This is a genomic window from Streptomyces venetus (genome assembly GCF_039540295.1).
GTDB lineage: Bacteria > Actinomycetota > Actinomycetes > Streptomycetales > Streptomycetaceae > Streptomyces > Streptomyces venetus.
Map to the genome: position 1 here is coordinate 49,190 of NZ_BAABET010000006.1, position 13,811 is coordinate 63,000.

Below are 13,811 nucleotides of genomic sequence, written 5' to 3' on the forward strand. Positions count from 1 at the left end.
CTCCCCTCGAAGGCACTGATCACGCTACGCCGCTGCCGCCCGCGGGGCGAGAAGGATCTTTGTCCACACTGTCGACGCACGAGCACCCTCCCGCGACGAGCCAGGAGAGATGGCAGGCATGAGCGAACGAGTCCGGGAACCACTGCGCACAGGACTGCTGGGAGTCGCACGCATCACCGAACGCTCCCTGATCGAACCGGCCCGGGCGACCGGCCACCGCCTCGTCGCGGTGGCCGCCCGCGACCGTGCCCGCGCCGAGGCGTTCGCGGCCCGGCACGGCGTGGAGCGGGTGGCTGGGTCGTACGCCGAGCTGGTGGCCGATCCCCGCCGCTGCCACTGGGTCCGGACGACGCGGTGACGACGATGGAACTCATCGACGCCTGTTACCGGGAGGCCGGGTTCGAGCCCCGGCCTCGGACCAAGATCTGACGCACTCACGGAAAGGGCCCGGGGCGTGACCCCGGGCCCTTTTCCGCATACAGCTTCACGCGTACGACATACAGCTTCACGCGTACGACGTTCACGCGTACAGCGCGGGTCTCTCCACGAGTTCGACCTCGACCCGGCCCCCGTCCTCCAGCGCCCGTACCCCGGCCTCGCACACCGCCGCCGCGGCGTAGCCGTCCCAGACGCTCGGGCCGGTGACCTCGCCTCGGCGGGTGGCGTCGACCCAGGTCTGGATCTCCTGGTCGTAGGCCGTCTCGAAGCGTTCGGTGAAGTCCTGGGCGATGGTGCCGCCCCAGCGGCCGGCCATGTGGGTGACCAGGGCGTGGCCGTCGCCGATGCGGGCGGTGCCGCGCTCGCAGACCACCTCGGCCTGGACCTGGTAGCCGAAGCCGCAGTTGACGAAGATCTCCACGTCGGAGAGGGCGCCGCCGTCGGTCTCGAAGACCACGAACTGCGGATCGCGCAGCCCGTCGGGGGCGTTGGCGGACGGGGTCGGTCGCAGCACCGTGACCGCCGTGATCTCGTGACCCAGGAGCCAGCGGGTCGCGTCCGCCTCGTGGGCGACGGAGTCGCTGATGAGCATGGAGCTGGTGAAGAAGGGCGGGCTGGCCGCGTTGCGGTGCCGGTTGTGCACCATCAGCGGCCTGCCCAGCTGGCCGGTGGCCAGCAGGGCCTTCAGCTTCACGTACTCGGGGTCGTAGCGGCGCATGAAGCCGACCTGGACCCGGCGGTGGCCGAGGCGCAGTTCGGCTTCGAGGACGCGCAGGGCGGAGGCCGCGTCGGGGGTGAGGGGCTTCTCGCACAGGACGGGCAGGTCGCGCTCGAAGGCGGCGAGCAGGGTGGCTTCGTGGGCCGGGCCCGGTGAGGCGATCAGCACGGCGTCGACGTCGGCCGCGGCCAGCGCGGCGGCCGGGTCGGTGTAGGCGGTGCAGCCGTCGACGCGGGCGGCTACGGCCTTCGCGCGTTCCGCGTCGACGTCCACGACGGCCGCCACCCGCGCCCCGCTGGTGACGTCGTGGATGCGGCGCACATGGTCGGCGCCCATCCGTCCGGTACCGATGACCGCGACTCCGAGGGTGGTGGCGCGCTCAGTCATGGCCGTCCTTTCGGGTCGTCAGGCGCCGCAGGACCGAAGGAACTTGCGGGTGCGCACCGCGATCGGCAGCGGCTTGTCCGGCTCGCAGGGGTACATGTCCTGCTCGACGATGGCGAAGAGGTCCACGCCGAGCTTCTGCGCGGCCGTCAGGACCGGGCCCAGCTCCGGGACACCGGCGGGCGGTTCGCACATGACGCCACGCGCCACCGCGGGGCCGAACGGCACCTCGTTCTTCACCACGTCGGCGAGGATCTCCGGGTCGACCTGCTTGAGGTGGAGGTAGCCGATGCGCTCCCCGTACGTCTCGATCAGCTTGACGCTGTCGCCGCCGCAGTAGGCGTAGTGCCCGGTGTCCAGGCAGAGGTTGACCGCGTCGGAGTCGGTCGAGTCGAGGAACTGCTCGACGTGCTCCTCGGTGTCGATGTGGGTGTCGGCGTGCGGGTGGACGACGATGTCCAGGCCGTACCTGTCCTTCACCTCACGGCCGAGGCGCTCCATGCCCGTGGTGAGGTTGCGCCACTGCTCGGTGGTGAGCTCCGGCGCCTCCAGGATCTCGGCGGTCTTGTCGTCCCGCCAGAAGGACGGGATGACGACCAGGTGCTTGGCGTCCATGGCCTGGGTGAGGGCGGCGACCCGGCTGACCTGCTCCCAGGTGGAGTCCCACTCGGAGGGGCCGCGGTGCAGTCCGCAGAAGATCGTGCCGGCGGAGACCTTCAGGTTCCGCTTGGTCACCTCGTCGGTGAGCCGGGCCGGGTCGGTGGGCAGGTAGCCGTAGGGGCCGAGTTCGATCCACGAGTAGCCGGCCTCGGTGACCTCGTCGAGGAAGCGTTCCCAGGGCACCTGCTGGGGGTCGTCGGGGAACCAGACGCCCCAGGAGTCGGGGGCGGAGCCGACCCGGATACGGTCGAGCGCGAGGGCCATGTCAGGACTTTCCTTCCGAAGACGAGGCTACGGAGGCGGTGAGGTCTCCCGCCTCGGGGAGTTCTTCGACGTCGACGCCGCGGACCTGTGCCAGTTCGTGTTTGAGTGAGGCGAGTTCGGCGCCGCCGGCCATGTGGTTGGTGAGTTCTTCGAGGCTGACGTCGCTGCGGGCGGCGGAGAGTTCCATGGTGCCGAGGCGCAGGACGCTGAAGTGGTCGCCGACCATGTAGGCGTGGTGCGGGTTGTGGGTGATGAAGATGACGCCGAGGCCCTTCTCGCGGGCGGCGGCGATGTACTTCAGCACGACACCGGACTGCTTGACTCCGAGGGCGGCGGTGGGCTCGTCCAGGATCAGGACGCGGGCGCCGAAGTAGACGGCGCGGGCGATGGCCACGCACTGGCGCTGGCCGCCGGAGAGCGTGCCGATGAGCTGCTCCATGTCGTCCAGGACGATGCCCATGTTGCGCAGTTCCTGATCGGCGGTCTTCTTCATCGTGTCGATGTCGAGCCGGCGGACGGGCCAGGGGCCCTTGGTCAGCTCGGAGCCGAGGAAGAAGTTGCGCCAGACCGGCATCAGCGGGACGACCGCGAGGTCCTGGTAGACGGTGGCGATGCCCTTGTCGAGGGCCTCGCGCGGGGTGGAGAAGCGCACCGGTGCGCCGTCGACGAGGAACTCGCCCTCGGTGTGCTGGTGCAAACCGGAGACGATCTTGATGAGGGTGGACTTGCCGGCGCCGTTGTCGCCGAGGACGCACGTCACCTTGCCGGGGTGGACGGTGAGGTCGACGCCGTGCAGGGCGCGGATGTTGCCGTAGGACTTGCCGGCGCCCTTGAGTTCGACGAGAGCGGCGTCCTGGGTGGCGGCCTCGTCGGTGGCGGTTGCTTCGCTGATCATTGCGGTCACCTCCGGGTCGCCGTGCGCTGGACCCACAGATTGATGAGGACGGCGCCGAGGAGCATCACGCCGAGGAAGGCCTTGAACCAGTCGGGGTTCCAGCCGGCGTAGACGATGCCCTGCTGCACCATGCCGAACATGAAGGCGCCGAAGACCGGGCCGATCGCGCTGCCGGAACCACCGGTGAGCAGGCAGCCGCCGATGACGGCCGCGGCGATGTAGATGAGCTCCTGGCCCACACCCTCACCGGACTGCACGGTGTTGAAGGAGAACAGCTGGTGCATGCCGACGAACCAGGCGCCGAAGCCGACCAGCATGAACAGGGAGATCTTGGTGAAGGTCACCGGGACGCCGACGGCCCGCGCCGACTCCTTGTTGCCGCCGACCGCGAAGATCCAGTTGCCGTACTTGGTGCGCAGCAGCACCCAGGTGGCCAGGGCCGCGAAGACCAGCCACCACACCACGGTGATCTTCACGTTGACCCCGCCGACCTCGAAGGTCGAGGCGAAGAGCTTCTGCGCCTGCGTGAAGCCGTCCATGTCGCTGATGTCGTCGGTGGCGACGTTGCCGGTGACCAGCTTGGTCACCGCGAGGTTCACCCCTTGCAGGATCAGGAAGGTGCCCAGGGTGACCAGGAAGCTCGGCAGGCCGGTCTTGACCAGCAGCCAGCCGTTGAAGGCGCCGATGCCGAGCGAGACCAGCAGGGCGACGATCACACCCACCCAGACGTTCAGCGTGAGCTGGTAGCTGAGCATCGACGCGGTCAGCGCCGAGGTGACCACGGCGACACCGGCCGAGAGGTCGAACTCGCCGCCGATCATCAGCAGCGCGACCGGCAGGGCCATGATCCCGATGGTCGACGACTGGTAGAGGATGTTGGCCATCGAGCTGCCGTCGCGCACCGGCGGGGCGGCGAACAGGAAGAACACGAGCACGGCGACCGCGCCGAGGAACACGCCGACCTCGGGCCGGGCGAGCAGCCGCAGCGCCAGCGGGCGCTGCCGCGTCCGGCCGTCGGACTGCTTCGGGCCGGGGGCCGGCGGTGTGTCCACCGCCGGCGTGGCCTGCTGGGTCATGCTCATCACCGGGTGCCCTTCGCGGCGAACTCCCCGATCTTGTCCACGTTGGACTTGTCGACGAAGGCCGGGCCGGTCAGCACGGGCTGCTCACCGCCACCGCTGTAGTTGCCGTTGTTCTTGTAGAGCCACAGGCCGTCGACGGCCAGGTAGCCCTGGAGGTAGGGCTGCTGGTCGACGGCGAACTGGATGTCGCCGGCCTTGATGGACTTGATCAGGTCCTTGTTGAGGTCGAAGGTGGCGACCTTCGCCTTGCTTCCGGCGTCGCCGACCGACTGCGCCGCGGTCAGCGCGAAGGGGGCGCCGAGCGTGACGACGTAGTCGATGGACGGGTCCTGCTTCAGCTTGGCGGTGATCGTCGACTTCACGGACGGCATGTCGGTGCCGTTGACGTTCTGCGGGTCGACCTTGCCCTCGAAGGTCTTCGCCACGCCGTCGCAGCGCTGCGTCAGGCCGACGTTGCCCTGCTCCTGCATGACGCAGAGGACCTTCTTGGCGCCGACCTCGTTGAGCTTCTTGCCGAAGGCCTCGCCGGCCACGGACTCGTCCTGGCCGAAGAACTCCAGCAGGTTGAGCTTCTTCCAGTCGCTCAGGCCGGAGTTGAGACCGACGACGGGTATGCCGGACTTCTCGGCCTTGCCTATGACGCCCTTGAGGGCGTCCGGCTTGGCGAGGGTCACCGCGATGCCGTCGACCTTCTGGTCGATCGCGTTCTGGACCAGGTTGGCCTGGTTGCCCGCGTTCGGGTCGGCGGAGTAGACGAGCTTGATGTTGTCCTTGGCGGCCGCGGCCTCGGCACCCTTGCGGACGGTGTCCCAGAAGGTGTCACCGGGCGCCTGGTGGGTGACCAGGGCGACGGTCATGCGCGGCGTGGTCGCCTTGCCGGCGGAGGCGTTCGCGGCGCCTTCCTCGGACTTCTTGCCCCCGGAACTGCTGGAGCAGCCGGCGAGGGTCAGGGCCGCCGCTGCGGCCACGGCGACGACGGGCGCGATCCTGCGAGAGCGGGGGTGAGAAGAGCGGTCCATCTTTCCTGGCACCTCACTGTGCTACTGCGGGGGAAAGGGGAGGGATCACGAGGATCCGTGGTCCCGGAGCCTTACGGAGTCCGGATCATGATGCCGCAAACACACTGTTGCGATGCCACGGGATCCAAGTCCTTGCCGCGCCCGCTGTCAATACTTTGTTAAGACATCATTTCACAAGCAGGTCCGAATGTAAGTACAAAGTCTTGACAGGGCCGCCCTCGGAGACCTAAATCTGGGAGGCGGCAGGTCCATGGATCCACGCCCCCCACCGTGTCAGGGCGCCCCGGGACCCGCATCCCCAGCTTCCCGAGGAGGTCGCGCATGGCCGAGCCAGCCCAGTATTTCGACTTGATCACGATGGGCCGCATCGGGGTCGACCTGTATCCCCTCCAGACCGGCGTCCCGCTGCCCCAAGTGGAGACGTTCGGGAAGTTCCTGGGAGGTTCGGCGGCCAATGTGGCGGTCGCGACGGCCCGCCTCGGGCGCCGTACGGCGGTGATCACCCGGACCGGCGCCGACCCCTTCGGCACCTACCTGCACGAGGAGCTGAAGTCCTTCGGCGTCGACGACCGGTGGGTCACCCCGGTCGACGCGCACCCCACACCGATCACGTTCTGCGAGATCTTCCCGCCGGACGACTTCCCGCTGTACTTCTACCGCCGCCCCAAGGCACCGGACCTGGAGATCCACACCGACGAGCTGGACTTCTTCGCGATCCGCGGCGCCCGCATCTTCTGGATCACCGGCACCGGCCTGAGCGAGGAGCCGAGCCGCTCCGCCACGCTCGCCGCCCTCAAGGCCCGCGACAAGGCGGGCATCACCGTCTTCGACCTCGACTGGCGGCCGATGTTCTGGCGCGACCCCGAGGAGGCCCGCCCGTACTACCGCGAGGCCCTGAGCCATGCCACCGTCGCGGTCGGCAACCTCGACGAGTGCGAGGTCGCCACCGGTGTGCGCGAGCCGCAGGCCTGCGCCGACGCGCTGCTGGAGGCGGGCGTGGAGCTGGCCGTCGTCAAGCAGGGCCCCAAGGGCGTCCTGGCCGTGCACCGCGACGGCAGCCGCGCCGAGGTGCCGCCGGTGCCGGTCGAGGTGGTCAACGGCCTGGGCGCGGGCGACGCCTTCGGCGGCTCGCTCTGCCACGGTCTGCTCTCCGGCTGGGACCTGGAGAAGACCATGCGCCACGCCAACGCCGCCGGCGCCCTCGTCGCCTCCCGCCTCGCCTGCTCCTCCGCGATGCCCACCGAGTCCGAGGTCGAGGACCTCCTCGCCGGGCTGCCGTCGCCGAGCACGAGCCACTGAAACGGAGCCTTCCTTGAACATCGGCATCCCCGACCTCACCACGGTCAGAGCCCGCAACCCCGAGGCCGTCGCCGAAGCGGCGGCCCGCCGGGTGCGCCGCCCGCTGCTCGGCGACAGCGGCAGGCTGATGATCGTGGCCGCCGACCACCCGGCGCGCGGTGCCCTCGCGGTCGGCGACCGGCGCCTGGCCATGGCCAACCGCGCGGACCTGCTGGAACGGCTGTGCGTCGCGCTGTCGCGGCCAGGCGTCGACGGGGTGCTCGCCACCGCCGACATCCTGGAGGACCTGCTCCTGCTCGGGGTGCTGGAGAACAAGGTCGTCATGGGCTCGATGAACCGCGGCGGACTCGCCGGGGCCTCCTTCGAGATGGACGACCGTTTCACCGGACACCGCGCCGAGGACATCGCCCGGCTCCGCTTCGACGCGGGCAAGCTCCTGGTGCGCATCGACTACGACGACCCGGGGTCGCTGACCACCCTGGAGTCCACCGCCCGGGCGATCGACGCCATGGCGGCCCGGCGACTGCCCCTGTTCGTCGAGCCGTTCATCTCCCGGCGGGTCGACGGCAGGGTCCGCAACGACCTGTCCGCCGAGGCCGTGACACGGTCCGTCGCGATCGCCTCGGGCCTCGGCGGCACCTCCGCCTACACCTGGCTGAAGCTGCCCGTCACCGACGACCCGGACGACATGGCGGAGGTCCTGGAGACCTCCACACTGCCCGTGGTGCTGCTCGGCGGCGAGGTCGGCGACGACCAGGAGGGCGCCTACGAACGCTGGCGCAAGGCCCTGCGCCTGCCCACCGTCCAGGGCCTGGTCGTCGGGCGCTCGCTGCTCTACCCGGCCGAGGGCAGCGTGGCACAGGCCGTGGACACGGCCGTCGGCCTGCTGTGACGCACGAGGCATCCGCTGTGTCGCACAAGGCATCTGCCGTGAGTGGCACCCGCTGTGATCCGAAAGGCACACGATGACGTATCACCTTCCCGCCGGTAAGGCCCTCGGCGGCCCCTACACCGTCGACGTCACGCCCGAGAAGGCGGGCTGGAGCCACTCCAGCCTGCGGATCCTGGAGCTGCCGCCGGGCGGCACCCACACCTTCGACACCGACGACAGCGAGTGGATCGTCGTCCCGCTGAGCGGCGGCTGCACGGTCACGGCGGCGGACGACTTCGGGCAGGACACCTTCGAGCTCCAGGGCCGTGCCGATGTGTTCAGCGGCGTCAGCGACTTCGCGTACGTGCCGCGCGACGCCCGGGCGACCGTGACGTCCGCCGCGGGCGGGCGGTTCGCGCTGACCGGCGCCCGCTGCTCGCGGCGGCTGCCCGCCCGCTACGGACCGGCCTCCGAGGTGCCCGTGGAGCTGCGGGGCACCGGGAACTGCTCCCGGCAGGTCAACAACTTCGGCGCGGCCGGCGTCTTCGAGTGCGACAAGCTCATCGCGGTCGAGGTGATCACCCCGGGCGGCAACTGGTCGTCGTTCCCGCCGCACAAGCACGACGAGCACCGGCCGGGCGAGGAGTCGGTGCTGGAGGAGATCTACTACTTCGAGTTCTCCGGCCACGACGGCATCCCCGGCCTCGGCTACCAGCGGGTCTCACCGTCCGGCCCGGGCCGGGACACCGACGTGCTGGCCGAGGTCCGCGACGGCGACGTCGTCCTCATCCCGGACGGCTGGCACGGGCCCTCGATGGCCACGCCCGGCCACCACATGTACTACCTGAACGTCATGGCGGGCCCGGAGGACGAGCGCGCCTGGCTGATCTGCGACCACCCCGACCACGCCTGGGTCCGCGACACCTGGCCGGACCAGCCGGTCGATGCCCGGCTCCCCCTCTACACCGCCCCGGAGACCTCCGTATGAGCGCCGCCACCCGCAGACTGACGACCGCCCAGGCCCTGGTGCGGTTCCTGTCCGCCCAGTACACCGAGCGCGACGGCGTGCGGCGCCGGCTGATCGCCGGGACCTGGGGCATCTTCGGCCATGGCAACGTTGCCGGGGTCGGCCAGGCGCTGGTCGAGTACGCCGATGTGATGCCCTACCACCAGGGCCGCAACGAGCAGTCCATGGTGCACGCGGCGGTCGGCTACGCCCGGCAGCTGAACCGCCTCTCCGCGCAGGCGGTGACGACCTCCATCGGCCCCGGCGCCACCAACCTGGTCACCGGCGCCGCCCTCGCGACCGTCAACCGGCTGCCGGTGCTGCTGCTGCCCGGCGACTACTTCGCCTCGCACGCCCCCGACCCGCTGCTCCAGCAGCTGGAGCACCCCGTCGAGGCCGACGTGTCGGTCAACGACACGCTGCGCCCGGTGTCGAGGTACTTCGACCGGATCACCCGCCCCGAGGCGCTGATCCCGTCGGCGCTCCAGGCCATGCGTGTGCTGGCCGACCCGGCCGAGACCGGCGCCGTCACCCTCGCCCTGCCCCAGGACGTGCAGGCGGAGGCGTACGACTGGCCGGAGGAGTTCTTCGCCGAGCGCGTCTGGTACGTACGGCGTCCGGCGCCGGACCCGGTGGAGCTCACGGCGGCCGTCGAGGCGATCCGGTCCGCGCAGCGCCCGTTGATCGTGGCGGGCGGCGGCGTCCACCACAGCGAGGCCGAACAGGCGCTGAAGGCGTTCGTGGACGCCACCGGCATCCCCGTCGCCTCCACCCAGGCCGGCAAGGGCTCCCTGCGGTACGACCACCCCGCCGACCTCGGCGGCATCGGCCACACCGGCACGGCCGTCAGCGACGAACTCGCCCGTACCGCCGACCTGGTGATCGGCGTCGGCACGCGCTACACGGACTTCACCACGGCCTCCGGAACCCTCTTCCAGAACCCGGACGTACGGTTCCTCAACCTCAACATCACCGGCTTCGACGCGCACAAGCTGGCCGCGCGCACGCTGGTGTGCGACGCGCGGTCCGGTCTCGAGAGGCTGCTGGAGGGACTCGCCGGTCACCGGGTCGGCACGGCGTACGAGGCGGAGTACCGGACCGGCAAGGAGCGCTGGGACGAGGTCGTCGAGGCCGCCTACCGCGCCGGCGACGAGAGCGCGGTGCCCACCCAGACGCAGGTGCTCGGCGCGCTGGACGCGGCCGTCGGCGACGACGACGTGGTGATCAACGCGGCCGGCTCGCTCCCCGGCGACCTGCACAAGCTGTGGCGCTCCCGCAGTCCGCGCCAGTACCACCTGGAGTACGGCTACTCCTGCATGGGCTACGAGATCCCGGCCGGCATCGGCGTCCAGCAGGCCGCTCCCGGCACACCGGTGTGGGCGCTGGTCGGCGACGGCACCTACCTGATGATGCCGACGGAGATCGTCACGGCCGTACAGGAGGGCCTGCCCGTCAACATCGTCCTCCTCCAGAACCACGGCTACGCCTCCATCGGCGGTCTGTCGGAGGAGACCGGCGGCGAGCGGTTCGGCACCGCCTACCGCTTCCGGGCCGCCGACGGCACCTTCACGGGCGCCCCGCTGCCCGTGGACCTCGCCGCCAACGCCGCCAGCCTGGGCATGGACGTGCTGCGGGCCAAGACCGTGCGCGAGCTGCGCGAGGCGCTGGCCGCGGCCCGCTCCTCCGACCGTCCGACATGTGTGTACGTCGAGACCGACCCGGCCCCGACCGCTCCCCCGGCCGAGGCCTGGTGGGACGTGCCCGTGGCCGAGACCGCCTCACGGGAGGCCGCCGTCGAGGCCCGCGAGCGCTACGACCGCCAGGTGGCGGACCGCCGCCGCCACCTCTGAAGCCCCGCCGCACTCCCTCGCCGAACTCTCCCGCTGAACTCAGGCTCCACGAAAGGCCCTTGCGCACCATGAAGACCATCACCCACTGGATCGACGGCAAGCCCGTCGAGGGCACCTCGGGCCGCTTCGGCCCCGTCTACGACCCGGCCACCGGCGCCCAGGAGAAGCAGGTCGCCTTCGCGACCGTCGACGAGGTGGACGCCGCGGTCGCCTCCGCCAAGGCCGCCTTCGAGTCCTGGGGAGTGTCCTCGCTCGCCAAGCGCACGGCGATCCTGTTCAAGTACCGCGAGCTGCTGGACGCCCACCGCGACGAGATCGCCGAGCTGATCACGGCCGAGCACGGCAAGGTGCACTCCGACGCGCTCGGCGAGGTCGCGCGCGGCATGGAGATCGTGGAGCTCGCCTGCGGGATCTCCGTCCAGCTCAAGGGCGAGCTGTCCACCCAGGTCTCCAACCGGGTCGACGTGGCCTCGATCCGGCAGCCGCTGGGCGTGGTCGCCGGCATCACGCCGTTCAACTTCCCGGCGATGGTGCCGATGTGGATGTTCCCGCTGGCCATCGCCTGCGGCAACACCTTCGTCCTCAAGCCGAGCGAGAAGGACCCGTCGGCGTCCCTCAAGCTCGCCGAACTGGCCACCGAGGCCGGTCTGCCGGAGGGCGTCCTGAACATCGTGCAGGGCGACAAGACGGCCGTGGACCGCATCCTGGAGCACCCGGACATCGAGGCGGTGTCCTTCGTCGGCTCCACCCCGATCGCCAAGTACATCCAGCGAGCGGCCATCGAGCACGGCAAGCGCGTGCAGGCCCTGGGCGGTGCCAAGAACCACATGCTGGTGCTGCCCGACGCCGACCTGGACCTCGCCGCCGACCAGGCGATCAACGCGGCGTACGGCTCGGCGGGCGAGCGCTGCATGGCCGTGTCGGTCGTGGTCGCGGTCGGCGACATCGGTGACGAGCTGGTCGGCAGGATCACCGAGCGGGCGAAGAACCTCAGGATCGGCCCCGGCAACGACCCGGCGAGCGAGATGGGCCCGCTGATCACCCGTGAGCACCGCGACAAGGTGGCCTCCTACGTGGCGAGCGCGGCCGAGCAGGGCGCCGAGGTCGTGGTCGACGGCACCGGCTTCTCGGTCGAGGGACACCCCGAGTGCGCGGACGGCTTCTTCCTCGGCGTCTCGCTGCTGGACCGGGTGCCGCTGACGGCGGACGCCTACCGGGACGAGATCTTCGGCCCGGTGCTGTGCGTGGTCCGCGCGGAGACGTACGAGGAGGCCATCAAGCTGATCAACGACTCCCGCTGGGGCAACGGCACCGCGATCTTCACCCGGGACGGCGGCGCGGCCCGCCGCTTCCAGCTGGAGGTCAAGGCGGGCATGGTCGGCGTCAACGTGCCGATCCCGGTTCCCGTCGGCTACCACTCCTTCGGCGGCTGGAAGGACTCCCTCTTCGGAGACCTGCACATCTACGGCAACGACGGCATCGCCTTCTACACCCAGGGCAAGGTCGTCACCACCCGCTGGCCGGACCCGTCCGACGGCGGCATCAACCTCGGTTTCCCGAGCAACTCCTGACACCCGTAGGGGGGTTCGGCCATGGCGAAGACCGGTGACCGGGCGCGCACCACGCCCGCTGCCGCACTCAGTTCGCTGGACTTCGCCCTGGACCGGGGCAGTCCCGTGCCGCTGTACCACCAGCTCGCGCAGCAGCTGGAGGCGGCGATCGAGCACGGGGCACTGGCGCCGGGCAACCTCCTCGGCAACGAGGTCGACCTCTCCGTACGCCTCGGCCTGTCCCGCCCCACCGTCCGCCAGGCCATCCAGTCCCTCGTCGACAAGGGGCTGCTGGTCCGGCGGCGCGGGGTGGGCACGCAGGTGGTGCACAGCCAGGTGAGGCGACCGCTGGAACTGAGCAGCCTCTACGACGACCTGGAGGCGGCCGGGCAGGGGCCGACCACGCAGGTCGTGCGGCACGAGGTGGTCCCGGCCTCCTGCGACGTGGCCGCCGCTCTCGGTGTCGCGGAGGGCAGCGAGGTCGCCTTCCTGGAACGGCTGCGCCGCACGCACGGCCAGCCGGTCGCCCTGCTGTGCAACTACCTGCCGGCGTCGCTGCTGGACCTCGACGGCGCCCGCCTGGAGTCGACCGGGCTGTACCGGATGATGCGGGCGGCGGGCATCACCCTGCACAGCGCCCGCCAGACCGTGGGCGCCCGCGCGGCCACCGCCGGGGAGGCCGCCCGCCTGGACGAGCAGGAGGGCGCGGCGCTGCTCACCATGCAGCGCACCGCGTACGACGACACCGGGCGCCCGGTGGAGTACGGCACGCACATCTACCGGGCCTCGCGCTACACCTTCGACTTCCAGTTGCTGGTGAGGCCGTGAGGGGGCCGGGTCACCGCTTGCGCAGCATCCGGCTGAAGGGCGTCTCCGGGCGTTCCAGGCGCTCGCCGTCCAGCGTGATGTCCACGGCCTCGTTGAAGAAGGCGAGGCGCCCCTGGACCGCCGCCACCGCGGGCAGCGGGTCGGGATAGCTCCAGACGATGTTGGGCGGCACGTCGCCCTCGCCGCGCCACGACCAGTACTCGGCGGTGCCCTTGTAGGGGCAGCCGGTGCTGTGGTCGGTGGCGTCGAAGAGGTCGAGGCGGACGTCCTCGCGGGGGACGTAGTACCGGGTCGGCAGGGAGGTCTCGAAGAGCAGGACGGGCTCGCGGGTCTCCGCGACGAGCCGCCCGTCGATCTCGACCCGCACGTGGCGGCTGCTCGGCAGCGCGTCCACGCGTTTGTGCGGGTCACGGGGGTGGATGAAGATCTCCTCGTCCTCCTCGTACCAGTGGTCGAGGCCCGTGTCGGTGCGCAGGAACCACTCGAAGGCGAGATGGCCGGCCAGGTCGTCGGCGGGGAACCGCCAGGCGGCGTTGGCGCGCACCTCGCCGTCGGCGTCGAGGTCGTAGAAGGTCCGGGAGCCGGTGTGGGTGCCGTTGGGCGGGTGCTTCGCCGGGCGGAGCAGGTCGGTGCGGACGTCGGCGTCCGGGAAGACGTACTGCGGCACGGGCAGGTGGGGTTCCCACACGAGGACCGGATGCCGGCTGTCGACGACCGTGACGTCGCCCTTGCGGCCGCGCACCCAGCGCTCGCTGGGCTCCCACATGAGGCCTTCGGGGGTGGTCCTGATCGACCGGGCGCCGGGGTGGGCGGGACGGGTGGTCATGGCCGGTGCTCCTTCCGGAGGTCCGGATGTCCGGTTCTCTCCACGGTCCCACGAACTCGGCGCGCACTAAGCTGAACCAGGCGGGAAAGCACGCCATGGCGGCGTGACACCAGGCCACGAG

The 13,811-nt window shown here is 70.7% G+C and carries 12 protein-coding genes and 1 pseudogene; 7 read left to right on the forward strand and 6 right to left on the reverse strand.

Annotated elements, in window-relative coordinates:
* Nucleotides 1–118: 118 nt before the first annotated feature.
* A pseudogene (locus ABEA82_RS20295) lies at nt 119–325 on the forward strand (Gfo/Idh/MocA family protein); the annotation flags it as partial.
* 195 nt (nt 326–520) lie between these two features.
* Here the strand turns inward: ABEA82_RS20295 and ABEA82_RS20300 are convergent.
* Genes ABEA82_RS20300 through ABEA82_RS20320 form a run of 5 tightly spaced genes read right to left on the reverse strand, consistent with a single transcriptional unit; the run spans nt 521 to nt 5,460 of the window.
* Complete coding sequence (locus ABEA82_RS20300; protein ID WP_345662985.1) at nt 521–1,543, reverse strand: Gfo/Idh/MocA family protein; 1,023 nt, start codon at nt 1,541–1,543, stop codon at nt 521–523.
* An 18-nt stretch (nt 1,544–1,561) separates the two neighbouring features.
* The gene (locus tag ABEA82_RS20305) at nt 1,562–2,464 is read right to left on the reverse strand and encodes a sugar phosphate isomerase/epimerase family protein (RefSeq protein WP_003994453.1); all 903 of its coding nucleotides are present in this window, start codon (nt 2,462–2,464) and stop codon (nt 1,562–1,564) included.
* 1 nt (nt 2,465) lies between these two features.
* Nucleotides 2,466–3,359, reverse strand: coding sequence for an ATP-binding cassette domain-containing protein (locus ABEA82_RS20310; protein WP_345662986.1), 894 nt, complete (start codon nt 3,357–3,359; stop codon nt 2,466–2,468).
* Between the two features lie 5 nt (nt 3,360–3,364).
* Nucleotides 3,365–4,441 (reverse strand): ABC transporter permease, encoded by a 1,077-nt coding sequence (locus ABEA82_RS20315; protein ID WP_345662987.1) that lies wholly within the window; start codon nt 4,439–4,441, stop codon nt 3,365–3,367.
* Nucleotides 4,441–5,460 carry a sugar ABC transporter substrate-binding protein gene (locus ABEA82_RS20320; RefSeq protein WP_345662988.1) on the reverse strand — a complete coding sequence of 340 codons (1,020 nt, stop codon included), beginning with the start codon at nt 5,458–5,460 and terminating at the stop codon, nt 4,441–4,443. Before ABEA82_RS20320 ends, ABEA82_RS20315 begins: the two co-directional genes overlap by 1 nt.
* A 321-nt stretch (nt 5,461–5,781) precedes the next feature.
* Between ABEA82_RS20320 and iolC the strand changes: the two genes are divergently transcribed.
* The 6 genes from iolC to ABEA82_RS20350 all read left to right on the forward strand — a co-directional run bounded on the left by iolC (nt 5,782) and on the right by ABEA82_RS20350 (nt 12,864).
* Nucleotides 5,782–6,759: a 5-dehydro-2-deoxygluconokinase gene (iolC, locus tag ABEA82_RS20325; protein WP_345662989.1), complete on the forward strand. Its 978-nt coding sequence runs from the start codon at nt 5,782–5,784 to the stop codon at nt 6,757–6,759.
* 13 nt (nt 6,760–6,772) lie between these two features.
* Nucleotides 6,773–7,651: a Cgl0159 family (beta/alpha)8-fold protein gene (locus ABEA82_RS20330; protein ID WP_345662990.1), complete on the forward strand. Its 879-nt coding sequence runs from the start codon at nt 6,773–6,775 to the stop codon at nt 7,649–7,651.
* A gap of 73 nt (nt 7,652–7,724) precedes the next feature.
* Complete coding sequence (iolB, locus tag ABEA82_RS20335) at nt 7,725–8,618, forward strand: 5-deoxy-glucuronate isomerase (RefSeq protein WP_345662991.1); 894 nt, start codon at nt 7,725–7,727, stop codon at nt 8,616–8,618.
* Nucleotides 8,615–10,486, forward strand: a complete 1,872-nt coding sequence (iolD, locus tag ABEA82_RS20340) for a 3D-(3,5/4)-trihydroxycyclohexane-1,2-dione acylhydrolase (decyclizing) (protein ID WP_345662992.1) — start codon at nt 8,615–8,617, stop codon at nt 10,484–10,486. The genes iolB and iolD overlap by 4 nt, the downstream gene beginning before the upstream one ends.
* Nucleotides 10,487–10,554: 68 nt before the next feature.
* The gene (locus ABEA82_RS20345) at nt 10,555–12,057 is read left to right on the forward strand and encodes a CoA-acylating methylmalonate-semialdehyde dehydrogenase (RefSeq protein WP_345662993.1); all 1,503 of its coding nucleotides are present in this window, start codon (nt 10,555–10,557) and stop codon (nt 12,055–12,057) included.
* A gap of 21 nt (nt 12,058–12,078) precedes the next feature.
* A complete protein-coding gene (locus ABEA82_RS20350; protein WP_345662994.1) occupies nt 12,079–12,864 on the forward strand; it encodes a GntR family transcriptional regulator in 786 nt (261 codons plus the stop codon).
* A 10-nt stretch (nt 12,865–12,874) separates the two neighbouring features.
* Here the strand turns inward: ABEA82_RS20350 and ABEA82_RS20355 are convergent, their stop codons facing one another.
* The gene (locus ABEA82_RS20355) at nt 12,875–13,690 is read right to left on the reverse strand and encodes a DUF427 domain-containing protein (protein WP_345662995.1); all 816 of its coding nucleotides are present in this window, start codon (nt 13,688–13,690) and stop codon (nt 12,875–12,877) included.
* Nucleotides 13,691–13,811: the final 121 nt, after the last annotated feature.